General features: G+C 72.9%; 27 protein-coding genes. 17 read left to right on the forward strand and 10 right to left on the reverse strand.

What is annotated here, in order from left to right; translation table 11 throughout:
• Position 1 precedes the first annotated feature (1 nt).
• Both fabI and ACFYYN_RS12545 read left to right on the forward strand, forming a co-directional pair.
• Complete coding sequence (gene fabI, locus ACFYYN_RS12540) at positions 2 to 769, forward strand: enoyl-ACP reductase FabI (RefSeq protein ID WP_500327375.1); 768 nt, start codon at positions 2 to 4, stop codon at positions 767 to 769.
• A 184-nt stretch (positions 770 to 953) separates the two neighbouring features.
• Entirely contained in the window at positions 954 to 1,277 is a 324-nt protein-coding gene (locus ACFYYN_RS12545) for a hypothetical protein (RefSeq protein ID WP_500545702.1), read from the forward strand.
• Here the strand turns inward: ACFYYN_RS12545 and ACFYYN_RS12550 are convergent.
• On the reverse strand, positions 1,258 to 1,938 hold the full coding sequence (locus ACFYYN_RS12550; RefSeq protein WP_500327378.1) for a FadR/GntR family transcriptional regulator: 681 nt from the start codon (positions 1,936 to 1,938) through the stop codon (positions 1,258 to 1,260). The two genes, ACFYYN_RS12545 and ACFYYN_RS12550, sit on opposite strands and share 20 nt — an antisense overlap.
• Positions 1,939 to 1,981: 43 nt before the next feature.
• On the opposite strand from ACFYYN_RS12550, the gene ACFYYN_RS12555 reads away from it, so the two are divergent.
• The 4 genes from ACFYYN_RS12555 (at position 1,982) to ACFYYN_RS12570 (ending at position 4,436) form a co-directional block, all read left to right on the forward strand.
• Entirely contained in the window at positions 1,982 to 3,262 is a 1,281-nt protein-coding gene (locus ACFYYN_RS12555) for a CynX/NimT family MFS transporter (protein WP_500545703.1), read from the forward strand.
• Positions 3,263 to 3,308: 46 nt separating this feature from the next.
• The gene (locus ACFYYN_RS12560; protein WP_500327381.1) at positions 3,309 to 3,431 is read left to right on the forward strand and encodes an SGM_5486 family transporter-associated protein; all 123 of its coding nucleotides are present in this window, start codon (positions 3,309 to 3,311) and stop codon (positions 3,429 to 3,431) included.
• A gap of 168 nt (positions 3,432 to 3,599) precedes the next feature.
• Positions 3,600 to 3,842, forward strand: a complete 243-nt coding sequence (locus tag ACFYYN_RS12565; RefSeq protein ID WP_500327383.1) for a hypothetical protein — start codon at positions 3,600 to 3,602, stop codon at positions 3,840 to 3,842.
• Between the two features lie 72 nt (positions 3,843 to 3,914).
• A complete protein-coding gene (locus tag ACFYYN_RS12570) occupies positions 3,915 to 4,436 on the forward strand; it encodes a SixA phosphatase family protein (protein WP_499511114.1) in 522 nt (173 codons plus the stop codon).
• A 107-nt stretch (positions 4,437 to 4,543) separates the two neighbouring features.
• Here ACFYYN_RS12570 and serB read toward each other — a convergent pair whose 3' ends face one another.
• Positions 4,544 to 5,785, reverse strand: a complete 1,242-nt coding sequence (gene serB / locus ACFYYN_RS12575; protein ID WP_500545704.1) for a phosphoserine phosphatase SerB — start codon at positions 5,783 to 5,785, stop codon at positions 4,544 to 4,546.
• Positions 5,786 to 5,855: 70 nt separating this feature from the next.
• Entirely contained in the window at positions 5,856 to 7,571 is a 1,716-nt protein-coding gene (locus ACFYYN_RS12580) for a streptophobe family protein (protein ID WP_500545732.1), read from the reverse strand.
• A gap of 261 nt (positions 7,572 to 7,832) precedes the next feature.
• Here ACFYYN_RS12580 and ACFYYN_RS12585 point away from each other — a divergent pair, with 261 nt between their 5' ends.
• The gene (locus ACFYYN_RS12585; protein WP_500545705.1) at positions 7,833 to 10,397 is read left to right on the forward strand and encodes an FHA domain-containing protein; all 2,565 of its coding nucleotides are present in this window, start codon (positions 7,833 to 7,835) and stop codon (positions 10,395 to 10,397) included.
• A gap of 90 nt (positions 10,398 to 10,487) precedes the next feature.
• On the opposite strand, the gene ACFYYN_RS12590 is transcribed toward ACFYYN_RS12585, so the two are convergent.
• The 3 genes from ACFYYN_RS12590 to ACFYYN_RS12600 all read right to left on the reverse strand — a co-directional run bounded on the left by ACFYYN_RS12590 (position 10,488) and on the right by ACFYYN_RS12600 (position 13,298).
• A complete protein-coding gene (locus ACFYYN_RS12590) occupies positions 10,488 to 11,231 on the reverse strand; it encodes an aggregation-promoting factor C-terminal-like domain-containing protein (RefSeq protein ID WP_500545706.1) in 744 nt (247 codons plus the stop codon).
• A gap of 313 nt (positions 11,232 to 11,544) precedes the next feature.
• The gene (locus ACFYYN_RS12595; RefSeq protein WP_500545707.1) at positions 11,545 to 12,603 is read right to left on the reverse strand and encodes an S-adenosylmethionine:tRNA ribosyltransferase-isomerase; all 1,059 of its coding nucleotides are present in this window, start codon (positions 12,601 to 12,603) and stop codon (positions 11,545 to 11,547) included.
• Positions 12,600 to 13,298, reverse strand: a complete 699-nt coding sequence (locus tag ACFYYN_RS12600; RefSeq protein ID WP_500545708.1) for an SDR family oxidoreductase — start codon at positions 13,296 to 13,298, stop codon at positions 12,600 to 12,602. Before ACFYYN_RS12600 ends, ACFYYN_RS12595 begins: the two co-directional genes overlap by 4 nt.
• 189 nt (positions 13,299 to 13,487) lie before the next feature.
• Between ACFYYN_RS12600 and ACFYYN_RS12605 the strand changes: the two genes are divergently transcribed.
• The 4 genes from ACFYYN_RS12605 to ACFYYN_RS12620 all read left to right on the forward strand — a co-directional run bounded on the left by ACFYYN_RS12605 (position 13,488) and on the right by ACFYYN_RS12620 (position 16,212).
• Positions 13,488 to 14,642 (forward strand): GAF domain-containing sensor histidine kinase, encoded by a 1,155-nt coding sequence (locus tag ACFYYN_RS12605; protein WP_500545709.1) that lies wholly within the window; start codon positions 13,488 to 13,490, stop codon positions 14,640 to 14,642.
• On the forward strand, positions 14,635 to 15,279 hold the full coding sequence (locus tag ACFYYN_RS12610) for a response regulator (RefSeq protein WP_500327393.1): 645 nt from the start codon (positions 14,635 to 14,637) through the stop codon (positions 15,277 to 15,279). The genes ACFYYN_RS12605 and ACFYYN_RS12610 overlap by 8 nt, the downstream gene beginning before the upstream one ends.
• 199 nt (positions 15,280 to 15,478) lie before the next feature.
• The gene (locus ACFYYN_RS12615) at positions 15,479 to 15,727 is read left to right on the forward strand and encodes a chaplin (protein ID WP_018560570.1); all 249 of its coding nucleotides are present in this window, start codon (positions 15,479 to 15,481) and stop codon (positions 15,725 to 15,727) included.
• A 245-nt stretch (positions 15,728 to 15,972) separates the two neighbouring features.
• A complete protein-coding gene (locus tag ACFYYN_RS12620) occupies positions 15,973 to 16,212 on the forward strand; it encodes a chaplin (RefSeq protein ID WP_499511106.1) in 240 nt (79 codons plus the stop codon).
• A 62-nt stretch (positions 16,213 to 16,274) separates the two neighbouring features.
• On the opposite strand, the gene ACFYYN_RS12625 is transcribed toward ACFYYN_RS12620, so the two are convergent.
• Complete coding sequence (locus ACFYYN_RS12625; RefSeq protein ID WP_500545710.1) at positions 16,275 to 17,072, reverse strand: Rv1486c family protein; 798 nt, start codon at positions 17,070 to 17,072, stop codon at positions 16,275 to 16,277.
• A gap of 114 nt (positions 17,073 to 17,186) precedes the next feature.
• Between ACFYYN_RS12625 and ACFYYN_RS12630 the strand changes: the two genes are divergently transcribed.
• From ACFYYN_RS12630 to ACFYYN_RS12645, 4 genes are all read left to right on the forward strand, one after another.
• The gene (locus ACFYYN_RS12630) at positions 17,187 to 17,978 is read left to right on the forward strand and encodes an ABC transporter ATP-binding protein (RefSeq protein ID WP_500327396.1); all 792 of its coding nucleotides are present in this window, start codon (positions 17,187 to 17,189) and stop codon (positions 17,976 to 17,978) included.
• Between the two features lie 111 nt (positions 17,979 to 18,089).
• Positions 18,090 to 18,500, forward strand: coding sequence for an NfeD family protein (locus tag ACFYYN_RS12635; RefSeq protein WP_499516787.1), 411 nt, complete (start codon positions 18,090 to 18,092; stop codon positions 18,498 to 18,500).
• Positions 18,501 to 18,628: 128 nt separating this feature from the next.
• Positions 18,629 to 19,570: an SPFH domain-containing protein gene (locus ACFYYN_RS12640; protein ID WP_500327398.1), complete on the forward strand. Its 942-nt coding sequence runs from the start codon at positions 18,629 to 18,631 to the stop codon at positions 19,568 to 19,570.
• A 103-nt stretch (positions 19,571 to 19,673) separates the two neighbouring features.
• Positions 19,674 to 20,441 carry a sulfite exporter TauE/SafE family protein gene (locus ACFYYN_RS12645; protein ID WP_500327400.1) on the forward strand — a complete coding sequence of 256 codons (768 nt, stop codon included), beginning with the start codon at positions 19,674 to 19,676 and terminating at the stop codon, positions 20,439 to 20,441.
• A gap of 27 nt (positions 20,442 to 20,468) precedes the next feature.
• Here ACFYYN_RS12645 and ACFYYN_RS12650 read toward each other — a convergent pair whose 3' ends face one another.
• The 3 genes from ACFYYN_RS12650 to ACFYYN_RS12660 form a co-directional block, all read right to left on the reverse strand.
• Positions 20,469 to 20,972 (reverse strand): HNH endonuclease, encoded by a 504-nt coding sequence (locus tag ACFYYN_RS12650; RefSeq protein ID WP_499511101.1) that lies wholly within the window; start codon positions 20,970 to 20,972, stop codon positions 20,469 to 20,471.
• 408 nt (positions 20,973 to 21,380) lie between these two features.
• Entirely contained in the window at positions 21,381 to 21,914 is a 534-nt protein-coding gene (locus tag ACFYYN_RS12655; protein ID WP_499511100.1) for a YbhB/YbcL family Raf kinase inhibitor-like protein, read from the reverse strand.
• 46 nt (positions 21,915 to 21,960) lie between these two features.
• Positions 21,961 to 22,743, reverse strand: a complete 783-nt coding sequence (locus ACFYYN_RS12660; protein ID WP_499511099.1) for a sporulation protein — start codon at positions 22,741 to 22,743, stop codon at positions 21,961 to 21,963.
• An 84-nt stretch (positions 22,744 to 22,827) separates the two neighbouring features.
• Here ACFYYN_RS12660 and ACFYYN_RS12665 point away from each other — a divergent pair, with 84 nt between their 5' ends.
• Positions 22,828 to 23,505, forward strand: coding sequence for a DNA-3-methyladenine glycosylase (locus ACFYYN_RS12665; protein WP_500545711.1), 678 nt, complete (start codon positions 22,828 to 22,830; stop codon positions 23,503 to 23,505).
• Positions 23,506 to 23,569: 64 nt separating this feature from the next.
• Positions 23,570 to 24,835 carry a tyrosine--tRNA ligase gene (gene tyrS, locus ACFYYN_RS12670; RefSeq protein WP_500545712.1) on the forward strand — a complete coding sequence of 422 codons (1,266 nt, stop codon included), beginning with the start codon at positions 23,570 to 23,572 and terminating at the stop codon, positions 24,833 to 24,835.
• The last annotated feature ends 426 nt before the right edge of the window (positions 24,836 to 25,261 follow it).

Raw genomic sequence — 25,261 nt, forward strand, 5'->3', positions numbered from 1 at the left:
CATGAGCGGAATCCTCGCTGGAAAGCGCATCCTCATCACCGGCGTGCTGATGGAGTCCTCCATCGCGTTCCACACCGCGAAGCTCGCCCAGGAGCAGGGTGCCGAGATCATCCTCACGGCGTTCCCGCGGCCCACGCTGACCGAGCGCATCGCCAAGAAGCTGCCCAAGCCGGTCAAGGTCATCGAGCTCGACGTCACCAACGACGAGCAGCTGGCCTCCCTCGCCGACGTGGTCGGCGCGGAGCTGGGCGGCCTCGACGGCGTCGTGCACTCCATCGGCTTCGCGCCGCAGGACGCGCTCGGCGGCAACTTCCTCAACACGCCGTTCGAGTCCGTCGCCACCGCGATGCACGTCTCCGCGTACTCGCTGAAGTCGCTCACCATGGCCTGCCTGCCGCTGATGCAGGAGGGCGGTTCGGTCGTCGGCCTCACCTTCGACGCGCAGTTCGCCTGGCCCCAGTACGACTGGATGGGCCCGGCCAAGGCGGCGCTGGAGGCCACCTCCCGCTACATCGCCCGGGACCTGGGCAAGCAGAACATCCGCTGCAACCTGATCTCGGCCGGCCCGATCGGCTCCATGGCCGCCAAGTCCATCCCGGGCTTCGGTGAGCTGGCCGACGTCTGGAACCACCGGGCCCCGCTCGAGTGGGACCTCGCCGACCCCGAGCCGGCCGGCCGCGGTGTCGTCGCGCTGCTGAGCGACTGGTTCCCCAAGACCACGGGGGAGATCGTCCACGTCGACGGCGGTCTGCACGCGGTCGGCGCCTGATCGTACGGGCCCGTTCCGGCCCCTTCGCCTACGGCCTTGGTGCCGCCCTCGGGCGGCACCAAGGCCGTACGCGCGTTCGGGGCGCCGTCCCCCGTTCGGCCCAGCAGACCGGGTGGCCGGACCCCCCGGGCCGGGAGGATGGCTGTGCGGGGGCCCGGGGGTGAGCGGAGGGAGGGCGTCGATCGTGCGTCCCTACGTATGCGCCGCGGCGGTGGTCGCGGCGCTCGCCGCGGGTGTGGGCCCGGCGGCCGCGGCGGCGGGGGCCGCGGCCCGGCTGCCGGACGTTGCGCAGTGCCGGACCTCGGTGCAGGGCAGCGAGGGCGTCGCCGTGTGCTTCAACCCCGACCCCGACCTGGACCGCGTGCAGCTGCACATCGAGTGCCTCCAGTGGTGGGACCCGGACGTCGACGGAGCCTCCGTCCCGGTCGGACCCGCGCAGACCGTCACGCTCAGCGACCGCTGCTGGAAGGAGATCCAGGAGGTCTGGGTCACCGGGACGCTGGACTGAAGCGGCAGCTGAAGGCGTGCGCGGAGGCCTCGGCGGAGGCCGCCTCCTGATCGCCGGCCCGGATCGCCTCGACCAGGCGGGCGTGGTCCACGTACTGCTCGGCGCGCAGCTCCTCGCCGACGTCCGCGCGCAGGAAGGCGCGCAGCACCTCGCCGAGGTCGGCGTAGAGCTCGGCGACGACGTCGTTGTGCGAGGCCGCCACGACGGACAGGTGCAGTGCCGCGTCGGCGTCGACGAAGGCCTCGGTACGGCCCGACTCCCAGGCCCGTTCGCGCCGGGCCAGGGCCGCGTCCAGCTGCTTCAGGTCGCGGTCCGTCCGCCGCCGCGCGGCGAGCGCGGCCGCGGACGCCTCCAGGGCGCTGCGCAGCTCGGCCACGTGCCGTGGGTCGGCGTCGGCGAAGCGGCGGTGCATCACCCCGGCGAGCTCGCTGGTGGCCAGCACATAGGTGCCGGAGCCCTGCCGGATGTCGAGCAGTCCGTTGTGCGCGAGCGCCCGCACCGCCTCGCGGACGGTGTTGCGGGCCACCCCGAGCTGCTCGACCAGCTGGGTCTCGGTGGGGATCCGCGACCCCACCGGCCACTCACCGGAGGTGATCTGGGCGCGCAGCTGCGCGATCACCTGGTCGGCCAGGGCGGAGCGCCGGGGTGAGGTCAGGGGCATGGGGTCTCCTCAACATTCATCCCATCATTCTATGATGGTCGGCATGCGTGACGACGAAGCGACGCTCGACCCTGCCACGGAACGGGCCACCATGCCCGCACACCTTCCCCCTGCCGCGCAAGGCGTACGGCGCACCCGGATCCTGGTGGCGGTCGCGCTGGTGCTCGCCGCCCTCAATCTGCGGCCCGCCATCACCAGCCTCGGCGCCCTCCTGGAGGAGGTCCGCGACGGCCTGGGCATGAGCGGCACCGTCGCGGGCCTGCTCACCTCCGTCCCCGCGCTGTGCTTCGCCGTGTTCGGGGTGACCGCGCCCCGGCTGGCCCGCCGCCGCGGCCCCGGCGCCGTGGTCTGCGCGGGGCTGGTCGCGATCACCCTCGGGCTCTTCCTGCGTCCGTTCGCCGGCGGCACGGCGCTCTTCCTCGCCGCCAGCGCCCTCGCGCTCGGCGGCGTAGCCGTCGGCAACGTCCTGATGCCCGTCGTCGTCAAGCGCTGGTTCCCGGACCGGGTGGGCACCATGACGGGGCTCTACTCGATGGCCCTGTCCCTGGGCACCGCCCTCGCCGCCGCGGCGACCGTCCCGGCGACCCGCGCCTTCGGTGGCGACTGGCGGCTCGGCCTCGCCGCCTGGGGCGTGATCGCCGCCGTCGCCGTACTGCCCTGGCTCGCCCTCGTCCGGGACCGGGACCACGCCCCCACGGCCCCCGCCGCCACCCCCGCAGCCCCGCCCGCGGAAGGGGCGCCCGCCGGCAGCATCGCCCGCAGCCGTACCGCCTGGGCACTCGCCGTCTACTTCGGGCTCCAGGCCACGGGCGCGTACATCACCATGGGGTGGCTGCCGCAGATCTTCCGTGACGCCGGGGTCTCCGCCTCCACCGCGGGCGTGCTGCTCGCCGTCACCATGGTGATGGGCGTACCGCTCTCCTTCGTGCTGCCCGCGCTCGCCGGCCGGATGCGGCACCAGGGCGGACTCGCCGTCGGCCTCGGCCTGTTCGGGATCGTCGGCTACGGCGGCCTGTGGGCGGCCCCGGCCGCCGCGCCCTGGGTGTGGGCCCTGCTGCTGGGCATCTCCAACTGCTCGTTCCCGCTCGCCCTCACCATGATCGGGATGCGCTCGCGCACCGGCGGCGGGGTGGTGCGGCTGTCGGCCTTCGCGCAGTGCACGGGCTACCTGCTCTCCATCCCCGGTCCGATCCTCGTCGGGGCCCTCTACCAGCACACCGGCGGCTGGGACCTGCCGGTGGCCTTCATGCTGGCCCTGCTGGTGCCGCAGATCGCCGCGGGCGTGGTCGCCGGCCGCGACCGCTCCGTGGAGGACGAGCTCTGACCACCCGCGTGCGCGGCCGCCACGGCCGGGTGCGAGACTGGGCCGCATGCCCGTGCTTGAGCCCGACCCCCCGCAGCCGCAGAAGAAGCTCCTGATCATCTTCGGCCTCATGATGGCCGTGCCCGCCCTCGTCGCGGTGATCGCGATCATCGGCGCCAAGTTCGGCTGACCTGCGACCCCGAGACCCGGGGTAGGGACAACCCCACCTCCCCTAGGGGGCCAGGGTCAGGGTCGAGTGGGTGGGCCACCCGATGGGCCCGGCGCCCGTCCTTCCGTAGCGTCGTGGTGCAAGGTCGGACACCGCTCCGGCACCCCGGCTGACCCACGGAGGCGTCCCGTGTCCCTGCAGGCTGTTCCCTCGCGTACCCCGCGAACCCGCGCCGCCCGCCCGGCGGTCGGGGGCGGCACGCAGACGCGCCTGCCGTGGTGGGCGCTCGCCCTGCCCGCCCTTGCCTTCGTGGCGCTGCTCGCCCTGGTCGCCGGCCCCGGTGCCGCGGACGCCTCGGCCGCGGAGCCCGTCGGACAGCTCCTGCACGCGGTCGGCGAAGGGCTCCCTGGGCTCCTGCAGCACCTGCTGTGACGCTCCCGCGGCGATCCGTGATCCGTCCCGCAGCCCGCGCCTGGCGGCCGGATTTCTGGAAAGCTGAGGGTCATGAGCGCAGCTGCATCGCCCCGCCGGATCGTCCTGCTCCGGCATGCCAAAGCCGACTGGCCCGACGTCCCCGACCACGAGCGACCGCTGGCGGAACGGGGACGCAAGGAGGCCCCCGTCGCCGGCCGCAGGCTCGCCGAACTGGGGATCCCGTTCGAACTGACCCTCTGCTCCTCGGCCGCGCGCACCCGCGAGACGTGGAAGCTGGCCGCCCACGAACTCCCGCACCGCCCGCGGACCGTCTACGAGGAGCGCCTCTACGACGCCACCCTCGGTGACCTGATCGCCCTGCTCAACGAGACCCCGGAGGACGTCGACGACCTGCTGCTGGTGGGCCACAACCCGACCATCCACGCACTGGCCGACGCCCTCGCGGGGGAGAGCGACGGGGACGCCCGTGCGCGGATGAACCGCACCGGATTCCCGACGGCGGCCATCGCGGTGATCACCTTCTCCGGTCCGTGGAAGACGGTCGAGCACGGCGTCGGCCGCCTCGTCGACTTCTGGTCGCCGCACGACTGAGCCCGCAGCCGGCCGAGCCGCCGACACGCAGCGCCGCAGGGACCGTACGGAAAGGGCTCCGGAGCACCTGCTCCGGAGCCCTTTCCCTGCCCGTGGGTCCGCGCCGGTCAGGCCCCGGCGGGCGCGCCGTCCCCGGCGTCGGCCGCCTCGACCTCCTCGCGCGTGATGCCCAGCAGGTAGAGCACGGTGTCCAGGAACGGCACGTTGACCGCGGCGTCCGCGGCCCGCCGCACCACCGGCTTGGCGTTGAAGGCGACCCCCAGGCCCGCCGCGTTGAGCATGTCCAGGTCGTTGGCGCCGTCGCCGATGGCGACGGTCTGGCTGAGCGGCACCCCGGCCTCCGCCGCGAAGCGCCGCAGCAACCGGGCCTTGCCCGCCCGGTCGACGATCTCGCCGGTCACCCGGCCGGTGAGCTTGCCGTCCACGATCTCCAGGGTGTTGGCGGCGGCGAAGTCCAGTCCCAGCCGCTCCTTGAGGTCGTCGGTGACCTGCGTGAAGCCCCCGGAGACCACGCCCACCTGGTAGCCCATCCGCTTGAGCGTGCGGATCAGCGTGCGGGCCCCGGCCGTCAGCCGCACCTCCTGGCGGACCTTGTCCACCACGGACTCGTCCAGCCCCTTGAGCAGGGCGACCCGCGCGTGAAGGGACTGCTCGAAGTCCAGTTCGCCGCGCATCGCCGCGGCCGTCACCTCGGCGACCTGGTCCTCGCAGCCCGCGTGCGCCGCGAAGAGCTCGATCACCTCGTCCTGGATGACGGTGGAGTCCACGTCCATGACCACCAGGCGCTGCGCCCGGCGCTGCAGGCCGGCCGAGACCACGGCCACGTCCACCCCGCGCTCGTGGGCCTCCAGGGCCAGCGCGGGACGCAGTGTGGCGGTGGCGACACCGGACACGGCGAACTCCACGGCCGTCACCGGGTACTTCGCGAGCCGGAAGATGCGGTCGATGTTGCCGCCGGTGCCGGTGATCCTGGCCGCTATGGCCGCAGTGGACTCCGCGGTCAGCGGGTGCCCCAGCACCGTCACGTGGGAGCGGCCCTCGCCGCGCGGCCGGTTGTCACCGATGCCGGAGATGATCTCGGCCTGCAGGCGCATCGACTCCGCCCACGCGTGCACCGTCGCGCGCAGCTCGCCCTCCACCGAACGGCCCGCGGGGGCGGGCACCAGGGCGCAGAGCACGATGCGCCCACGGGTGACGACCTGCTCGATGTCGATGACGTTCACCTGGAAGCGGGCCAGCGTCTCGAAGAGCCCGGCGGTGATCCCCGGCCGGTCCTTCCCGAAGATCTTGACCAGCAGCGTCGGCACATTGGCGGCGGTGGCAGCGGTCGCCTGCGATGCGTCGTTCATGGTGCCTCCACCGTATCGGGCACCGCGCCCCGGACGGACATGTGTTCCGCCTGGCGGACACCGTCCGTGGTCAGCGGCGGCCTCCGGGCGCGCCGGGCGGCGGCGGGCCCTCGCGCGGCGGGCCCTCGCGCGGCGGGCCCTCACGCGACGGGCCGGGCGGCGGCCCCGGGGGAGGCCCGGGCGGCGGGGGCAGCGGCGTCCCGGTGACGGTCCGCGCGGAATGCGGCGCCTGGCCCTGCGGCGGGCGTCCCTGCGGCGGCGCCTGGCCCTGCGGGGGCTGCCGATAGGGGTTGGGCCCGGCGTCCGGCCGGCCGTGACCGGCGCTCGGGATGTAGGGACCGGGCTGGTAGGCGATGCCCGGGTACGTGCGGGAGCGGCTCTCCCCGGCCGCCGCCTCGGCGGCCCGGCGCAGCGCGTACGGCGACACCCGGCGCCCTGCGGTGCCCGTCAGCAGGGCCAGCAGCGCCCCCGCGCCGCCCGCCACCGCCCCCCAGGCGGCGCCCAGCAGGAACGCCAGGGGAAGGCTGCCGTGCAGGTCGACGCCGGCGCCCACGGCGTCGAACCCGAAGACCGAGACGCCCGCGTTCACCGAGACCCCCGTCACCCACACCAGCAAGGGGAAGGCGACCGCCGTGACCAGGCCGAGCCGCACCGCGCAACGCCCCGCGTACCCGGCCCGCGTCGCCCCCCACAGCGGGGTGCGGGCGGCCGCCAGCGCCCCCGCCGCCAGCATCATCAGCGCCGCGGCGACGGTCAGCAGCCACACCCGCTGGTCGTACTCGGCCAGCCGGGCGGGCGTCACCGGCTCCGCCACGCTGGTCGACAGCAGCCGGTCCAGCGGATCCGGGAGCACCTTCGCCAGCTCCCCGGTGGCCGTGCCCCGCCAGGACACGAACAGCCCGAGCGGCACCGCAAGCCACACCCCGTTGGGCGCCCCCAGGAGGGCGGCCCCGGCGATCCGGCCGGGCTCGTCACCCGTCACCGCCGCGTACCCCGCGGCGGCGCAGCCCGCGACGACGGCCAGCAGCAGCACCCAGCGCAGCGCCGACGCGGCGGGCCGCACGGCCCGGTGCAGCCCTTCGAGGGCGGGCGGCAGCGGCGTACGGCGCGAGGTGAGAAGGGCCAGCAACAGCACGACCAGCACCCACAGCAGGCCGCCCAGCAGGGTGCGGCCGGTGGCGACGTGGAAGCTCACCGAGGCCTTGGCGTCGATCAGGTCCTGCAGCCCGTCCCCGAGCCCCCCGCCGATGTCACCGATGCCCGGGATCCCGTCCGTCAGGCCGCCGCCCTTCCCCCCGCCCAGTGCGGCGCCGTCGAGGGCGATGGTGTCCTCCCCGGCCCAGGCGAGTGCGCCGAGCAGCGTCACGAAGAGCACCACCACCGCCCCGGCCCGCGCGGCGAGTTCACCCCCGGGGACGGTCAGCCCCGCACCGCGCAGCGACCGCAGGAACACCCAGGCCAGCAGCAGGGCCCCCACCAGGCCGACGCCCAGCGGCATGAGGTCGAGCCGGCCCTCGCCGCCCGCACCACCCAGCCCGAACACCGCGACGTCACCGGAGGGGACGACCTTGCCGCCCACCGCCATCGCGACCACGGCCGCCGTCATCGGCCCCAGCGAGCCCGCGGTGTCGGCACCGAGCAGGTGCAGCCCCAGCGCGGCGGCCCCCACCATCCCCAGGTACGCCCAGCTGACCGCGGCGACCGCGGAGAGCAGCACACCGCCCCAGGGGACCGGGCGCCCCGGGCGCGCGGGCGCGTTGGAAGGTGTGGAGGTGTACGCGGTCATGCCCGCCCCCGAGGTCTCGCGTCCGAACCGCCTGCGCTGCATGGTGCCCTGATCCGTCATGATCCGCACGGTTCATGGGCGGTTACCACTCTCCGGTGGTGTTTCGGCGCCGTCAACGGCTTCTCGGAAGAGGCTCCACATCACTCCCCTCGCGCGGCTTCCCGACGGGTGGGCGTGCCTGGAATGGTTCCTCCCGATGTTCGCAATCCCTAGACTCCCCCCATGGGGGATAACCCGGGGGACAACTTTGTGGGGCTTGGGGTGCCTGAACTCGTACTCGAACTGAACGGACAGACCTGGGCGCTCGATCCGGCCAGGTCCTACAGCCTCGGCCGGGATCCGCAGTCGGACGTCGTCCTCGACGACGCGCGGGTCTCCTGGCGGCACGCCACCATCCGCCGGGGCGAACGCGGTTGGGTCATCGAGGACCTCGGCAGCACCAACGGCACCTACGTCCAGGGCCAGCGCGTCCACGCCTACGACGTCGCCGCCGGGGCCGCCGTCAACCTCGGCAACGCCACCGACGGCCCGCGCCTGAGCTTCAGCGGCGGCGCCGCGGCCGGCGGTGACATCTACAGCGCCGACACCGCACTGGCCAAGCCGCAGCAGCAGGCCCGGCAGTCCGGCCCCGCCGCGCAGGGGACGCCCCACTCCGTCGCCCCGCCGCGGCAGGGCGGCTGGGGGAACGGGTCGTCCGCCGCGCACGTGCCGCAGCCCTCGCAGGCCCCGCGGCCGGACCAGCGCGCACCGCAGGCGCACATCCCGTCCCCGCACGGGCCGTCGGGCGCCTCCGGCGCGCCGCCCGTCTACGGCGACCGCAGCCCGACCACCTTCCACCACCTGGTGCTCGGCCGCGTCATGAAGATCGGCCGTGCCCTGGAGAACGACCTGGTCGTCTCCGACCTGCAGGTCTCGCGCTTCCACGCGGAGTTCCGCGCGCACCCCGACGGCCGCTACGAGATCGTCGACCTCGGCAGCCACAACGGCACGTACGTCAACGGCCAGCCGATACAGCGTCATCTGCTGGGCCCCAACGACATCGTGGGCGTCGGCCACTCCACCTTCCGGCTCGTCGGCGACCAGCTCGAGGAGTTCGTCGACACCGGCGAGATCTCCTTCTCCGCCCGCCGGCTCACCGTCCGCGTGCCGCAGGGCAGCACGACCAAGACCATCCTCAACGACGTCTCCTTCGGCGTCCCCGAGAAGTCGCTGGTCGCCGTCATCGGCCCGTCCGGCTCCGGCAAGTCGACGCTGCTGCGCGCCCTGACCGGCTACCGTCCGGCCGAAGAGGGCGAGGTGCTGTACGACAGCCGCAACCTCTACAAGCAGTTCGCCGAGCTGCGGCAGCGCATCGGCCTCGTCCCGCAGGACGACATCCTGCACAAGGAGCTGACGATCCGCAGGGCCCTGCGCTACGCGGCCAAGCTCCGCTTCCCCGGCGACACCAAGGCCGCCGAGCGCGAGTCCCGCATCGACGAGGTGCTGCGCGAGCTGAAGCTCGACGTGCACGCCGACAAGCGCGTCACCTCGCTCTCCGGCGGCCAGCGCAAGCGCGTCTCCGTCGCCCTGGAACTGCTCACCAAGCCCTCGCTGATCTTCCTGGACGAGCCCACCTCCGGCCTCGACCCGGGCATGGACCGCGACGTCATGAAGCTGCTGCGCGGCCTCGCCGACGACGGCCGCACCGTGCTCGTCGTGACCCACTCGGTGGCCGAACTCGCCCTGTGCGACAAGCTGCTGGTGATGGCGCCGGGCGGCGCGGTGGCCTACTTCGGGCCGCCCGAGGAGGCGCTGAACTTCTTCGGCTACGAAACCTGGGCCGACGTCTTCTCCGCCTTCGAGAACTACCGCGACTACGACTGGTCCGGTCGCTGGCGCGGCTCCCAGCACTACCAGATCTACGCCGCGGACCTGGACGCGGTCGCCCCGCAGTCCGTAGGCGCCGCCCCGCAGCGGGCCAAGCCGCCCAAGCCGCAGAGCTGGCCGGCGCAGTTCGTCACCCTCGTCCGCCGCTACCTGTCGGTGATCGCCTCCGACCGGGGCTTCATGGCGCTGATGGTGATCCTCCCGGCCGTCCTCGGCCTGGTGAGCGTGGTCATCCCGGCGAAGTCCGGCCTGGCCCCGCCCGACGAGGCGGGGAAGTTCAACGCCGACGCGGGCACCATCATGCTGATCATCGCCGTCGGCGCCTGCTTCTCGGGCGCGGCGAACTCGGTGCGCGAGCTGATCAAGGAACGGGTGATCTACGAACGGGAACGCGCCACGGGCCTGTCCCGCTCCGCGTACCTGGTCTCCAAGGTCTTCGTGCTGGGCCTGATCAGCGCCCTGCAGGGCGTCATCATCTGCGCCATCGGGCTGTCGGTGCGCAAGCTCCCCGAGGAGGGCCTGATCGTCAAGGGCTTCCCGGCCGCGGAGATCACCCTGGTGGTCATCGCCCTGGGCTTCACCTCGATGATGTTCGGCCTGGTCATCTCCTCGCTGGTGAAGACCGCCGAGAAGACCATGCCCCTGCTGGTGATGTTCGCGATCGTCCAGGTCGTCTTCACCGGCGTCCTGTTCCAGATCTTCGGCACCGTCGGCCTGGAGCAGGTCGCCTGGCTGATGCCCTCCCGCTGGGCCGTCGGCGCCGCCGGTGCCACCCTCGACCTCGGCCGGCTCATGCCGCCGTGGGACCAGGCCAAGCCCGACAACGTGGACCCTCTGTGGGAGCACTCGGCGAGCCAGTGGGGCTTCGACATGGCGATCCTGCTCGGCATCGCCCTCGTCTGCGGCATCCTCGTCCTGAGGCTGCTGCGCCGCCACGAGCCGGAGGTCATGCGCAAGTAGCGGCCCCCGCGTACGGATGCGGAAGGCGGCGGCTCCCCGGGGAGGGGAACCGCCGCCTTCCGCATGTCCGTACGGTCCGCGCCCGCCGGCTCAGTACCAGTGGTTGGCCTGCCAGAACGACCAGGCGCCGCAGGGGCTGCCGTAACGCCCGTTCATGTAGTCCAGGCCCCACTTGATCTGCGTGGCCGGGTTGGTGCGCCAGTCCGCGCCCGCGGAGGCCATCTTGGAGCCCGGCAGCGCCTGGACCAGGCCGTACGCCCCGGAGGAGGGGTTGACCGCGTACGGGTTCCAGGTGCTCTCGTGCATCACGATGTTGGCGAAGCACTGGAACTGGGCCGCGTCGCCGATGATCTGCTGCGCCATCTGCTGCGGGCTGCCGGACGGGGCCGCCGGGGCGGCCGCGCGCGGTGCCGGACGCGAGGTCTCGTGCCGCTGCTGCGGGACGAGGGCCTTGCGCTCGTGGCTGCGGTTGGCGGCCTGCTGCTCCTGCAGGCGCGCGTGGGCCCGGTGCGCCTCGTGCGCGGCCTGGCGGGCGCGCTCCTCGGCGTGGCGCTTGCGCACCGCGGCCTGGTGCGCGACGTGGGCGGCGTGCTGCCTGGCGAGCGCCCTGCGGTGCGCCACGTGCGCGACGTGCGACGCGTGCTGCTTGGCGGCGGCGGACCGTGCCTGTCCGGCGACCGCCTCCGGTGCCTTGCCGGAGGCCTGCGCCGTCCCGCTGGTCCCGGTCACACCGGTGATGGCCAGGACACCCACACCGGCCGCGGCGAGACCGGCGGCGGAGAACTTGTGGGTCTTGGTCAGGCGGTCGAACTTCGGGATCGTCGGGAGCTGCATGGGGGAGTGACCTCTTCCATTCGGCTGCGCCCCACTCCGCCCTCGGGCAAGGAGAGGCGCCGCGTGTCGAACGCGGCGCGGAGCGACCCGAGCATTCTTAGCCCTGGGAAATTCCCCGACCAAACCCATCCATTACTACCCGAAGTCGTAGTGGCCGGAGCGACCGGGTACGGCACATCCCGCACTTCCGGCCGATCCGGCCACCGCGCCTCCTACTAGGCGTCCTCGTACGTGACGTACGCCCTATGTGCCGCCTCACAGGCGCGTCGCGCACCGCGACCGCGGGGCGACTGCGGGTGCACCGGGCGGGCCGTCAGGGCAGCAGCAGGTTCACGTCCCCGAACTCGTGCCAGAGGTAACCGGCCCCCACCGCAGCGGCGTAGACCCGTTCCAGCAGCTCGCGCCCGGCCACCGCCTCCAGCATCAGCACATGCGACGCCGCGGGGTCGTGCAGCCCGGTGAGGAGGCCGTCCACCGCCCGTACGCCCCGCTCCGGGGTGACCACCAGGTCCGTCCAGCCGCCCGCCGCCGCGACCCGCCCCCGCCCGTTGGCCGCCGTCTCCAGGGCGCGCACCGCGGTGGTGCCCACCGCCACCACCCGGCCGCCGCCCGCCCGGGCGGCGTTCACCAGCCAGGCGGTGCTCTCCGGCACCGAGAAGCGCTCCGGGTAGGGCGGCTCGTGCGCCTCGCCCGAGGACACCCCGGTGTGCAGCACCACCGGAGCGATCTGCACGCCCCGGCTCACCAGCGCCGTGACCAGCCCGGCCGTGAAGGGGCGCGCCGCGCTCGGCATCTCCGCCGAGCCGAGGCCGTCGGCCGACGGGACCGAGAACACCGTCTGGTACGCCGCCAGCGGCTGGTCCCGCCGGGTGTACGCGTACCGGATCGGCCGCCCCTGCCGGTGCAGGAACGCCATCGCGTCCGCCACCGACGCCCGCGCCACCCACAGCCGCTCCCTGCAGGGGCTCAGCGGCTCCTGCAGCATCAGCCGCTCACCCTCGGGCAGCGCCACCGCCACCCCCGCCGGGCCGCCCGTCCGCGGCCGGGTCGTCCCCCGTCCGTCGGGCGTGCGCAACTCCACCACCCAGCGCCCGTCGTCCAGCAGCCCCGAGAAGTGCACCACCACCGGGGACTCACCGAGCGTCGCGTCCACCGCCGCCGGCAGCGTCCGCGAGGTGTTCACCACCAGTACGTCCCCGGCCCGCAACAGCCCCGGCAGGTCACCGAAGGCGTGGTGCGCGACCTCGCCCCGGGCCCGCCCGCCCACCAGCATCCGCACCCCGTCGCGGCCCGACGCCCCGTCGGCACGCTGCTCCACCGGGACCCGCGCCGCCAGCTCCTCCGGCACCCTCAGCGCGCCCAGCGCGGTCACCGCCCGGCCTCCAGCAGCGCCGGGGCCACGTAGCGGCCACCGGCCGCGCCCGTGTCGAGCAGCCCGAGCACGGCCGGCACCACCGACTCGGGGGCCGGGCGCCCGTCCGCGTCCGGATCGTCGGGCACCGCCGCCGCGTAGAGCTCGGTCCTCATGTCGCCCGGGTCCAGCCACCACACCCGCAGCTCCGGCTCCTCCACCGCCAGCACCGCCGACAGCTGCTCAAGCGCCGCCTTGCTTGCGCCGTACCCTCCCCACGTGGGGTACGCCTCGACGGCGGCGTCCGAGCTGATGTTGAGCACCGTCCCTCGCCGCCGGCGCAGCAGCGGCAGTCCCTCCTGCACGAGGCCCAGCGCGGCCACCACGTTGGTCTCCAGCGCCGCCCGCAACCCCTCTAGCGGCTGCTCGGACAACGGCCGCAGCGGCTCGGCGCCCAGTGCGCTCGCGTTGTTCACCAGCAGGTCGAGCCCGCCGAAATCCCAGGCCGCCGAGACCAGTTCCACCCGGTGCCGCGGGTCGGTGACGTCGCCCGGCAGCGCGGCCACCCGCGTCCGGCCCGCCAGCTCCCCCTCCGCCCGCTTCAGCGCCTCGTCGGACCGCGCGTCGATCACCAGGTCCCAGCCCCGCTCCGCGAGCGCCCCGGCGAGGGCCCGTCCCAGTCCCCGCGACGCCCCCGTGATGATTGCCACCGGCATGACGTGTCCTCCCACCGGCCGCCCGGTCCGTCGCCCGGCGGCTGCCCCCCACCGTAGGAACGGCCCCGTCCCGGCCACCTCGGCCGCCCGCAGCACCGGGGCAGGGAACTTCGCCCTAGGTCCACGGACCGGTGGCGCTCGGTCACCAGGCCGATCCCACCGGCCGCGACCCGCCGGTACGGTGAGGTCATGTCCAGCCGATCGTCCCGACGCGGCATCGAGGCGGTGAGCGCGGCCGTCCTCGCGATGAGCCGGCACCTGGAAGTGCGCGAGGTCCTGCAGACCATCGTCTCGTCCGCCCGCGAACTGCTCGACGCCGAGTACGCGGCGCTGGGCGTGCCGGACGACCACGGCGGCTTCGCCCAGTTCGTCGTGGACGGCGTCAGCGACGAGCAGTGGAAGGCGATCGGCCCGCTGCCCCGGCAGCACGGCATCCTCGCCGCGATGCTCCACGAGGCCACCCCGCAGCGCCTGCGGGACGTGAAGGGCGACCCCCGCTTCGGCGGCTGGCCGTCCGCCCACCCCGACATGTCCGACTTCCTCGGCATGCCGGTGGTCGACGGCGACGAGATCCTGGGCGCCCTCTTCCTCGCCAACAAGCGCTGCCCCACCCGCCCGCCGGAGGACGGCCGCGGCTTCACCGAGGAGGACGAGGAGCTGCTGCGCACCCTGGCCGCGCACGCCGCGATCGCCCTCACCAACGCCCGCCTGTACGAGCGCAGCCGCGAGCTGACGCTCGCCGGGGAGCGGGCCCGCATCGCCCACGAACTGCACGACGCCGTCTCGCAGAAGCTGTTCTCGCTGCGGCTGACCGCCCAGGCCGCCTCCGCCCTGGTGTCCCGCGACCCGGAGCGCGCCCGCGAGGAGTTGCGGCAGGTCGCCACGCTCGCCGCCGAGGCCGCCGACGAACTGCGCGCGGTCGTGGTGGAGCTGCGCCCCGCCGCCCTGGACGAGGACGGCCTGCTGGCCACCTTGCGCACGCAGGTCGACGTCCTGGACCGGGCGCACTCGTCGCGGATCTCCTTCAGCCACCGCCAGGTCCGCGCCCTGCCCGCCGCCCAGGAGGAAGCGCTGCTGCGGGTCGCCCAGGAGGCCCTGCACAACGCGCTGCGCCACGCGGACGCCGCCTCGGTGACCGTGCGACTGGAGGGCCGGGGCAGGGGAGCGGTGCTCACGGTGCGGGACGACGGGCGGGGCTTCGACCCGTCCGCGGTGCGCCGGGCCGGCCGCCACCTGGGCCTGGTCTCCATGCGGGACCGGGCCGACGGGGTGGGCGGCGGACTGACGGTGGACTCGGCGCCCGGCAGGGGCACCGTGATCGAAATGGAGGTGCCCGGTGGCTGACGGCCCCATTCGCGTCCTGCTGGTCGACGACCACCAGGTGGTCCGGCGCGGCCTGCGGACCTTCCTGGAGGTGCAGCCCGACATCGAGGTGGTGGGCGAGGCCGGGGACGGCGAGGAGGGCGTGCAGCGCGCCGGGGAACTCGCGCCCGACGTGATCCTGATGGACGTCCGGATGCCGGGCGTCGACGGCATCGAGGCCCTGCGCCTGCTGCGCGACAGCGGCAGCAAGGCCCGCGTCCTGGTCGTCACCAGCTTCACCGAGCAGCGCACCGTCGTCCCGGCGCTGCGCGCGGGCGCGGCCGGCTACGTCTACAAGGACGTGGACCCGGACGCGCTGGCCGGCGCCATCCGCTCGGTCCACGCCGGCCACGTGTTGCTGCAGTCGGAGGTCGCCGACGCCCTGCTCTCCCAGGAGGACACCGGTCCCGGTCAGGGCCGCGGGGGCACCCTCACCGACCGGGAGCGCGAGGTGCTGTCGCTGATCGCGGAGGGCCGCTCCAACCGGGAGATCGCCCGCGCCCTGGTGCTGTCGGAGAAGACCGTCAAGACCCACGTGTCGAACATCCTGATGAAGCTGGACCTCTCCGACCGCACCCAGGCCGCCCTGTGGGCGGTGCGGCACGGGATCGGCGGCTGATCCGGCGCACCCGAGGGGCGTCCGACGCCACGGAAGCCGGGGCACGTAGCGGTAGGACAAGCGGATCGTCGCCATCCGGAGTGAGATTCATACCGTCGGGTGTATGTCCCCCGGATGGCGCAACCTGGCCGGGCGTGGGCCGTTCTCCATGGCGTGCTGCGGCGCCTGCCGCGGCACCCATGCAAGGAGGGTCAAGAACGTGAAGAACCTGCACAAGGCCGCCGCCGTCGCCATGGTCGCCGGGAGCCTCGCCATGGTCGGCGCGGGTGCCGCCTCCGCCCACAGCGGTGGCGCCCAGGCCCACGGTGGCGCGAAGAACAGCCCCGGCGTGGTCTCCGGCAACGTGATCCAGGTGCCGGTGCACGTTCCGGTGAACGTCTGCGGCAACACCATCAGCGTCATCGGTCTGCTCAACCCGGCCATCGGGAACGTCTGCGTCAACCGCTGACCCAGGACGTCAACCCCACGGCACGGCCGTGACCACCGGCCCCGGAGCGCTCCGCCGCCCCGGGGCCGGTCCGTTCGTGCGGCTCACGGCGTCCGCGCGTACGCCGCGCGCACACGCCGGTGCGACACGCAGATTCCGCCGTACGGAGGTTTCCGGTGCCCTCCCCGTGTCAACGCCCCGGGCTCCGCGTTCCTCACAGTGCGGCTCCTCGAACCGGGCCGTGCCATCACAGGAGGAACAGTTTCATGAACAGCGCCAAGAAGGCCGCCCTGATCATCGCCGCCGCCGGTGCGGCCGCCGCCGGTTCGGCCGGTACCGCGCTCGCCGAATCCCACGCGGGTGCCGTGGCCGCCGGCTCGCCCGGTGTGCTCTCCGGCAACGTGATCCAGGTTCCGGTGAACATCCCGATCAACCTCTGCGGCAACACCATCGACGCGGTCGGCATCCTGAACCCCGCGATCGGCAACGTCTGCTTCAACCACTGACGTGCCCTGAAGGCCCCGCGGACAGCGTCGTCCGTGGGGCCTTCCACCGTTCCCGGCCGGCCTCAGCCCCGGCGCCGCTCGGCCTCCTCGACGTACGCGTTGTACGCCGCCACCTGCGCCCGCCGCGCCGTACGCTCCACCGGCCGCAGCAGCTCCGCGCGGGCGGCGATCTCCGAGGCGCTGACGGCCGCCCCGTGCCCGGACCGGGCCCCGGTCGCGATCCCGACCAGCGCGCCCACCCGCTGGGCCAGTTCCAGCACCCGTACCGCCCGCGGCGGATACCCCGGCGCGAGCACCTCGCGGCCGCGCGACGCCCGCGCCCGGTACGCCTCCAGAGCCGCCTGTGCCGCCGGGCCCGCGCCGGCCACGTCCAGCCGCGCCAGCGCCTCCGTGGCGTCCCGCAGCGCCTCCGCGAGCTCCCGTTCCGCCTCGCCCAGCGAGGGCACGTCCGCCGGCGGAGCGTCCCGCACCTGCAGGCACTGCCACTCGACCGACACGTGCACGTCGCCCTGCGGGCCGGCCTCCGTGACCTCCGGCACCAGGCCGATGGCCGGTCCGCCGACGGTGATGACCGCTTCGCCCGCCGCCAGCGCCCGCGCGTTGAACTCCGGCGGCCCGCTGAGCCCGAGCGGGTGCCCGGGCACCGGGAGCGCTATCCGCAGCCCGGACACGCCGAGCGCGCGCAGCCGCCCCAGCCCCAGCGTCAGCCCCACCGGGCCGGCCTCCCCGGGGAGGCCCGAGATCCGGTGGACCGAATCGTCGGCGATCACTTCCTGAGCGGCGTCATCCGGCGCGGCAAGTCCGGCAATCAGGGCATTTCCCCAAGCCGCCAGCCGTCCTGAGCGAGGTTCGTCGAGCATCCCCCCAGCCTAAGGACTGGGGCGGCCCGGGCGTGGCGTAGATTTCCTGGGGGCGGCGCCTACAGGTGCTCGCAACGGCAGACATGCGATCGGGAAGTGGGAGACAACACGCTCATGAGCGATGTTCTGGAGCTGGTGGACGTATCCGTGGTCCGAGACGGCCGGGCTCTGGTGGACCAGGTCTCCTGGTCGGTCGCCGAGGGCGAGCGCTGGGTCATCCTCGGTCCCAACGGCGCCGGCAAGACGACCCTGCTGAACATCGCCTCCAGCTACCTCTTCCCGACCTCCGGCACCGTCCAGATCCTCGGCGAGAAGATGGGCGGCGTCGACGTCTTCGAACTGCGCCCCCGCATCGGCATCGCGGGCGTCGCCCTGGCCGAGAAGCTGCCGCGCAGGCAGACCGTCCTGGAGACCGTGCTCACCGCCGCGTACGGCATGACCGCGCACTGGCAGGAGAGCTACGAGCAGGTCGACGAGGACCGTGCCCGCGCCTTCCTGGACCGGCTCGGCATGAGCGACTACCTCGACCGCAAGTTCGGCACCCTCTCCGAGGGCGAGCGCAAGCGCACCCTCATCGCGCGCGCCATGATGACCGACCCCGAGCTCCTGCTGCTCGACGAGCCCGCCGCCGGCCTCGACCTCGGCGGCCGCGAGGACCTCGTCCGCCGTCTCGGCCGGCTGGCCCGCGACCCGATCGCGCCCTCCATGGTCATGGTCACCCACCACGTCGAGGAGATCGCCCCGGGCTTCACCCACGTCCTGATGATCCGTCAGGGCAAGGTCGTCGCCGCCGGTCCCATGGAGACCGAACTCAGCTCCCGCAACCTCTCCCTGTGCTTCGGCCTCCCGCTCGTCGTCGAGCGCCGCGGCGACCGCTGGACGGCCAACGGGCTGCCCCTGAAGTGACCCCCTGAGGCCCCCCGCGCACGAAGCCCCGCGCCGAAAGCCTCGGGGAGAGCCGTCGCACCCTGTCACAGATCCACTGCGGACCCCTACGATGGGCCTGTGGACGACTGGTTGTGGTGGCTGATCGCCGCCGTGGGGCTGGGTATTCCGCTCGTGGTGACCGCGATGCCCGAGTTCGGGATGTTCGCGGTCGGAGCCGTCGCCGCCGCGATCGCGGCAGGCCTCGGCCTGGGCATCACTCCGCAGGTACTGATCTTCGTCATCGTCTCGGTCGCGGGCATCGCCGTCGTACGCCCGCTGGCCAACCGGAGCCGCTCGCAACGCCCGGAGCTGCGCAGCGGCATCGACGCGCTCAAGGGCCGCCAGGCCGTCGTCCTGGAACGGGTCGACGGGCACGGCGGCCGGATCAAGCTCAACGGGGAGGTCTGGTCGGCCCGTTCCCTCGAGACGGGACGGGCCTTCGAGCCCGGTGAGAGCGTGGACGTCGTCGAGATCGAGGGCGCGACGGCCGTCGTGATGTGATCCTGCCCGCCCCCGCACCCCGAGACGGCACGGGAATTCGCCGAACCCGGCCCGCCTCCCCGCGGGGTCTGCCAGACTTGATCATGTCTTCGTACAGGTAGCCACAGGCAATCGGCGTGGGAGTGGACGTGCAGCCGATCATCATCGTCCTGATCATCCTGGTGGTGCTCGTCTTCATCGCGCTCATCAAGACGGTCCAGGTCATCCCGCAGGCCAGTGCGGCGATCGTCGAACGCTTCGGTCGCTACACCAGGACCCTGAGCGCGGGCCTCAACATCGTGGTGCCGTTCATCGACACCATCCGCAACCGCATCGACCTGCGCGAGCAGGTCGTGCCGTTCCCGCCGCAGCCGGTGATCACCCAGGACAACCTGGTCGTCAACATCGACACGGTCATCTACTACCAGGTCACCGACGCGCGGGCGGCCACCTACGAGGTCGCCAGCTACATCCAGGCGATCGAGCAGCTCACCGTCACCACGCTCCGCAACATCATCGGCGGCATGGACCTGGAGCGGACCCTGACCTCCCGCGAGGAGATCAACGCGGCACTGCGCGGCGTCCTCGACGAGGCCACCGGCAAGTGGGGCATCCGCGTCAACCGCGTCGAACTCAAGGCCATCGAGCCGCCCACCTCCATCCAGGACTCGATGGAGAAGCAGATGCGCGCCGACCGCGACAAGCGCGCCGCCATCCTCACCGCCGAGGGCATCCGGCAGTCCCAGATCCTCACCGCCGAGGGCGAGAAGCAGTCCGCGATCCTGCGCGCCGAGGGCGAGGCCAAGGCCGCCGCCCTCAAGGCCGAGGGCGAGGCCCAGGCCATCCGCACGGTCTTCGAGTCCATCCACGAGGGCGACCCCGACCAGAAGCTCCTCGCCTACCAGTACCTGCAGATGCTCCCCAAGATCGCCGAGGGCGAGTCCAACAAGCTCTGGATCATCCCCAGCGAACTCAACGACGCCCTCAAGGGCCTCGGCGGCATCGTCAACCTCCCCGGCGCCCCCGGCAGCGGCCCGGGCAACGGCGAGGGCGGCACCCGTCGCGAGACCCCCCGGCTCGACAAGGACTGAGCAGTGCGGCCGCCGCCGCGAACGCGTATGACATGATCCGTGCGCTCCGGCTCCCCCCGGTCCCGTCGGGGGGAGGGGAGCCGCACCGACCATGGAGACGCCTATGACCTACTGGGAAGCCCTGGCCGTGTTCGCGGCCGGAATCGGGGCCGGCACCATCAACACCGTCGTCGGCTCCGGCACGCTCATCACCTTCCCCGTCCTGCTCGCCGTCGGCCTGCCGCCCGTCACCGCCAACGTGTCCAACACCCTCGGCCTCGTCCCCGGTTCCCTCAGCGGTGCCATCGGCTACCGGCGCGAACTCGCCGGACAGCGCGACCGCCTGCTGCGGCTCGGCGCCGCCGCCCTCGTCGGCGGACTCACCGGGGCCGTCCTGCTGCTGGCGCTGCCCTCCCAGGCCTTCGACACCATCGTGCCGATCCTGATCGCGGTGGCCCTCGTCCTCGTCGTCGTCCAGCCCCGGCTCTCCCGCGTGCTCCAGGCCCGCCGGGCCGGCAACGGCACGCACGCCCCCGAGCACGGTGGCCCGCTCCTCCTCGGCGGCCTCCTCCTCGCCAGCATGTACGGCGGCTACTTCGGCGCCGCCCAGGGAGTCATCTACCTCTCCCTGATGGGCGTCCTCCTCGAGGAGTCCTGGCAGCGGATCAACGCCGTGAAGAACGTCCTCGCGCTGATCGTCAACGGCGTCGCCGCGGCGTTCTTCCTCTTCGTCGCCGACTTCGACTGGACCGCCGTCGCGCTCATCGCCGTCGGGGCGGCGCTCGGCGGCGTCCTCGGCGCCCGCATCGGCCGCCGCCTGCCGCCCGTCGCGCTGCGCGGCGTCATCGTCGTCGTGGGCCTCGTGGCGATCGCCCAGCTCCTGCTGAAGTAGCCGGGCGACCGCCTCGGGGCTCAGGACTCAGGCCGGCAGCGCGAGCCAACCGGGGGCGTCCTCACGGTCCTTCAGACCCAGGGCCAGCAGCAGCGCGTCCGCCGGGGTCGGCTCGAACGGCTGGGTCAGCAGCCGCATCCCCGCCTGCTCCGGCGTACGGTCCGCCTTGCGGTGGTTGTCCTCCGCGCACGACGCCACGGTGTTCAGCCAGGTGTCCCCACCACCGCGCGAACGCGGCTGCACGTGGTCCACGGTCGTCGCCCTCCGGCCGCAGTACGCGCACCGGTGCCGGTCCCTGACCAGCACACCCCGCCGCGACCACGCCGCCCGTTGTCGGAAGGGCACCCTCACGTACCTGCAGAGCCTGATCACCTGCGGTACGGGTACCTCCACCGCCGCCGCGCGGATCCGCAGCCCGGGATGAGCCTGCTCGACCACGGCCTTGTCCTGCATGACCAGCACCACCGCACGCCGCAGCGACACGGTCGACAGCGGCTCGAAGCTCGCGTTCAGCACCAGCGTCTCACGCACGTCGCCCACCCCTCGGGTCCATCCCCGCCCCGCGGCGAGGTGGCTCCACTGTGACCGGGCCGTACCCGCGCGGACAACGCAATTTCCGCACGTGAAAGCGAACAGGAGGTAACGGGGAACGGAACGGCGGCCCCGGCCGCCGGCCACTCCGGGCGCCCGCCCCCGTGGGGTCCGGGGCGCCCGGAGCGCGGCGATCGGCGTGGACGCCCGGGCGCATGACCGGGCTCCGGCGGACGGCAGGCAGGTCGCGCGGCGAGAGCCGCACAGCGCAACGCCCCGCCGCCCCCGCCACTGCGGTGCCGACCCCCGGTGACGGTCAGGTCACCAGGCAGACACCACAGTGCGATGCGGGAGCGCCGGGGCGCAACAGAATTTGGGACCCCCGGCCCTCGGCCGGGAGCGCCACGACTACTGCGGGTTCTCGTACTCGCCGATCAGGTTGGCGCGCGCGATCGCGTGGAACCGCAGGTTGAAGCCGACGACGGCGGGAGACACGTCCCCGTCCGGCCCCAGCTTCTCCTGGTCCACCGCGTACACGGTGAACACGTAACGGTGCGGTCCGTCCCCGGGCGGCGGCGCGGCGCCGCCGAAGTCCTTGCTCCCGTAGTCGTTGCGCACGTGCACCGCACCCTCGGGCAGCCCCTTGAAGCCGTCACTGCCGGCACCCGCGGGCAGCTCCGTCACCGACACCGGGATGTCGAAGAGCACCCAGTGCCAGAAACCGCTGCCCGTGGGCGCGTCGGGGTCGTAGCACGTGACGGCGAAGCTCCCGGTCCCCTCGGGGAACCCCTCCCACCGCAGGTGCGGCGAGACGTTGCCCTCGGCGTAGACCTGGGAGTCCTTCAGCGTGCCGCCCGGCTCGATGTCGTCGCTCACCACCGTGAACGACGGCACCTGGGGATGGAAATCGTGGGGGAGCGGCCGCCGCTTCTGCTCGGTCACCTCGGTACCTCCTGCTGATCGCGAAACGCGCTTCCGCCCGCCGATCCTAGAACCAGTTGCGCTTCCCGCCGACCTCGGCCAGCCACTGGTTGAGGTAACCCGCCCAGTCGGTCGCGTGGAAGTTGTTCAGGTCCACGGTGAAGGAGCGGAAGGCGTCGCTGCCCTCGCTGAACAGGCCTGGCTTCTTGTCCATCTCCAGGATGACGTCCATCTCGTGGCCGTCGGCGACGAAGCTCAGCTCCACCTGGTTCAGCCCGCGGTACTGCTGCGGCGCGAAGAACTCGATCTCCTGGTAGAACGGCAGCCGCTGCCGCGTGCCGCGGATGTGGCCGCGCTCCAGGTCCGCGTTCTTGAAGCCGAAGCCCAGCTGGCCGAACGCGTCGAGGATCGCCTGCTGCGCCGGCACCGGGTGCACGTTGATCGGGTCGAGGTCACCGGAGTCCACCGCACGGGCGATCGCCAGCTCCGTCGTCACCCCGACGTTCATCCCGGTCAGATGACGCCCCAGGAAGGTCGTGATCGGGGTCTCCCACGGGATCTCCAGCCCGAACGGCACCACGTGCACCGCACCCGGCTGCACCTCGAACGCCCCGCCCAGCTGCTGCCGGTGGAACTCGACGTCCTGCTTGTACTCCGCGTCCTGGCCCTCGACCTCGACGCGGGCCTGCAGGCCCACCGACAGTCCCTCGATCCGCTGCGGCACCGAGCCGCCCTGGATCCGCACCTCGCCCTGGACGACCCCGCCCGGGACGACGTTCGGCTCGTTGAGCACCGTCTCGACCGACGCGCCACCGGCGCCCAAGCTCGCAAGCAGCTTCTTGAAGCCCACGATGTCCCTCTCCCTTGACTGGCGGTTGCCTCGGTCATTACGAACGCGGCCCCACCCCGAACGGTTCCATTACTCTCGTACCGCATGATCCCCCCTCCTGAAAGCACCCCGCTCCCCAGGTCCTTCTTCGACCGGCCGGTGCTGGAGGTGGCCCCCGACCTCCTGGGGCGGACCCTCGTACGCAGGACGGACGACGGCCCCGTGGCGCTCCGGCTGACCGAGGTCGAGGCCTACGCCGGCCCCATCGACCCGGGCTCCCACGCCTACCGCGGGCGCACCGACCGCAACGCGGTCATGTTCGGCCCCCCAGGCCACGCGTACGTCTACTTCACCTACGGCATGTGGCACTGCATGAACATCGTCTGCGGCCCCGAGGGCAACCCCAGCGGGATCCTGCTCCGCGGCGGCGACGTCATCGAGGGTGCCGAACTCGCCCGCGGGCGCCGGGTCACCTCACGACGCCCCCACGACCTCGCCCAGGGCCCCGCCCGCCTCGCCACCGCCCTCGACATCGACCGCGCCCTCAACGGCGCCGACGTCTGCCCCGACGACCCCGCCGCCTCGCCCTTCCGCGTCCTGACCGGCACCCCGCCCGACCCCGCCGCCGTCCGCACCGGACCGCGCACCGGCGTCGGCGGCGACGGCGCCGCCCACCCCTGGCGCTTCTGGATCGACGGCGACCCCACCGTCAGCCCCTACCGCGCCCACTCACCCCGCCGCCGCGCCCCAGGGGCGCAAAAAGGAGTCGAGCGGAACGCGTAGTCTCGGAAAGACTCCGTACGAACGGGTACGAGGCACCGACCGACACCGAGGAGACACGAGAACCGTGACGGACATCGTCGACGAGCTGCGGTGGCGAGGGCTGATCGCCGTTTCCACCGACGAGGACGCACTGCGCAAGGCGTTCGCGGACGGCCCGGTCACGGTCTATTGCGGCTTCGACCCCACCGCCCCCAGCCTCCACCTCGGCAACCTGGTGCAGATCCTCACCATCCGCCGGCTCCAACTGGCGGGCAACCGGCCGCTCGCCCTCGTCGGCGGCGCCACCGGCCTGATCGGCGACCCCAAGCCGACGGCCGAGCGGACGCTGAACGACGCCGACGTCGTCGCCGGCTGGGTCGAGCGGATCCGCGCCCAGATCGAGCCCTTCCTCTCCTTCGAGGGCCCGAACGCCGCCGTGATGGTCAACAACCTCGACTGGACCTCGGGCCTGTCGGCCATCGAGTTCCTGCGCGACGTGGGCAAGTACTTCCGGGTCAACAAGATGATCGCCAAGGAGGCCGTCGCCCGCCGGCTCAACTCCGAGGCAGGCATCAGCTACACGGAGTTCAGCTACCAGATCCTGCAGGGCATGGACTTCCTGGAGCTCCACCGCCGGTACGGCTGCACCATGCAGACCGGCGGCAGCGACCAGTGGGGCAACCTGACGGCCGGCATCGACCTGATCGGGCGCGTCGAGGGCACCTCCGTGCACGCCCTCGCCACCCCGCTCATCACCAAGGCCGACGGCACGAAGTTCGGCAAGACGGAGTCCGGCACGGTCTGGCTCGACCCCGAGATGACCACGCCGTACGCCTTCTACCAGTTCTGGCTGAACGCCGACGACCGCGACGTCTCCAAGTTCCTGCGCATCTTCAGCTTCAGGACGCAGGAGGAGATCGAGGAACTGGAGCGGCTCACCGAGGAGCGCCCGCAGGCCCGCGCGGCCCAGCGCGCCCTCGCCGAGGAGCTCACCACCCTCGTCCACGGCGCCGGGCAGTGCGCCGCGGTCATCGCCGCGTCCAAGGCACTTTTCGGCCAGGGCGAACTCACCGGACTCGACGAGCGGACCCTCGCCGCGGCGCTCGGCGAACTGCCGCACGCCAAGGTCGCCGAGCTCGCCTCCGTCGCCGACCTCTTCGCCGAGGTCGGCCTCGTGGCCAGCAAGTCCGCGGCCCGCCGCACCATCAAGGAGGGCGGCGCGTACGTGAACAACGTCAAGATCGGCGACGAGGACGCGGCCCCCGAGGCCGCCGACCTGCTGCACGGCCGCTGGCTCGTGCTGCGGCGCGGCAAGAAGAGCCTGGCGGCCGTCGAGATCGCCGGCGACTGACGTCGGCTGGTTATCCACGTTTGAGCGGCGGCGGAGCTTGACTCCGTCGCCGCACGTGCGTAACGTAGCCCGAGCCGCTTGAGACGGTGCGCCCGGTTCGTCCGGATCCTCCGATCGGCGGTCACTCACCACGACGACAACACCCCGAAGATTCGGGTGCACTTGCGTGCTCTCGAATTCTATTGGCGTGGAATCGTACGGAGAGTGGGGGACGAATTCGCATGACGCGAAGGAATCCGCTAACGTAGTGAATGTCGCCGAGGCGGAAACGCCGAAAGCGAAACCCCCTCCAGAGGGTGGCAGAGAAGGAAATCGGATCTGCTAAGCTGGAGACAACGAAGGGAAAGCCCGGAGGGGCCGGTGAAACGGTCTCGAAGGAAGCTTCCGTTCCTTGAGAACTCAACAGCGTGCCAAAAGTCAACGCCA

The organism is Streptomyces sp. NPDC001902 (assembly GCF_042891295.1).
Taxonomy (GTDB): Bacteria; Actinomycetota; Actinomycetes; order Streptomycetales; family Streptomycetaceae; genus Actinacidiphila.

Excerpts from the sequence above, each read along its gene's own strand:
- fabI (WP_500327375.1), top strand. The coding sequence starts at position 2 with ATGAGCGGAATCCTCGCTGGAAAGCGCATCCTCATCACCGGCGTGCTG.
- ACFYYN_RS12550 (WP_500327378.1), bottom strand. The coding sequence starts at position 1,938 with ATGCCCCTGACCTCACCCCGGCGCTCCGCCCTGGCCGACCAGGTGATC.
- ACFYYN_RS12555 (WP_500545703.1), top strand. The coding sequence starts at position 1,982 with ATGCGTGACGACGAAGCGACGCTCGACCCTGCCACGGAACGGGCCACC.
- ACFYYN_RS12560 (WP_500327381.1), top strand. The coding sequence starts at position 3,309 with ATGCCCGTGCTTGAGCCCGACCCCCCGCAGCCGCAGAAGAAGCTCCTG.
- ACFYYN_RS12570 (WP_499511114.1), top strand. The coding sequence starts at position 3,915 with ATGAGCGCAGCTGCATCGCCCCGCCGGATCGTCCTGCTCCGGCATGCC.
- serB (WP_500545704.1), bottom strand. The coding sequence starts at position 5,785 with ATGAACGACGCATCGCAGGCGACCGCTGCCACCGCCGCCAATGTGCCG.
- ACFYYN_RS12580 (WP_500545732.1), bottom strand. The coding sequence starts at position 7,571 with ATGACCGCGTACACCTCCACACCTTCCAACGCGCCCGCGCGCCCGGGG.
- ACFYYN_RS12590 (WP_500545706.1), bottom strand. The coding sequence starts at position 11,231 with ATGCAGCTCCCGACGATCCCGAAGTTCGACCGCCTGACCAAGACCCAC.
- ACFYYN_RS12600 (WP_500545708.1), bottom strand. The coding sequence starts at position 13,298 with ATGCCGGTGGCAATCATCACGGGGGCGTCGCGGGGACTGGGACGGGCC.
- ACFYYN_RS12605 (WP_500545709.1), top strand. The coding sequence starts at position 13,488 with ATGTCCAGCCGATCGTCCCGACGCGGCATCGAGGCGGTGAGCGCGGCC.
- ACFYYN_RS12620 (WP_499511106.1), top strand. The coding sequence starts at position 15,973 with ATGAACAGCGCCAAGAAGGCCGCCCTGATCATCGCCGCCGCCGGTGCG.
- ACFYYN_RS12625 (WP_500545710.1), bottom strand. The coding sequence starts at position 17,072 with ATGCTCGACGAACCTCGCTCAGGACGGCTGGCGGCTTGGGGAAATGCC.
- ACFYYN_RS12630 (WP_500327396.1), top strand. The coding sequence starts at position 17,187 with ATGAGCGATGTTCTGGAGCTGGTGGACGTATCCGTGGTCCGAGACGGC.
- ACFYYN_RS12645 (WP_500327400.1), top strand. The coding sequence starts at position 19,674 with ATGACCTACTGGGAAGCCCTGGCCGTGTTCGCGGCCGGAATCGGGGCC.
- ACFYYN_RS12665 (WP_500545711.1), top strand. The coding sequence starts at position 22,828 with ATGATCCCCCCTCCTGAAAGCACCCCGCTCCCCAGGTCCTTCTTCGAC.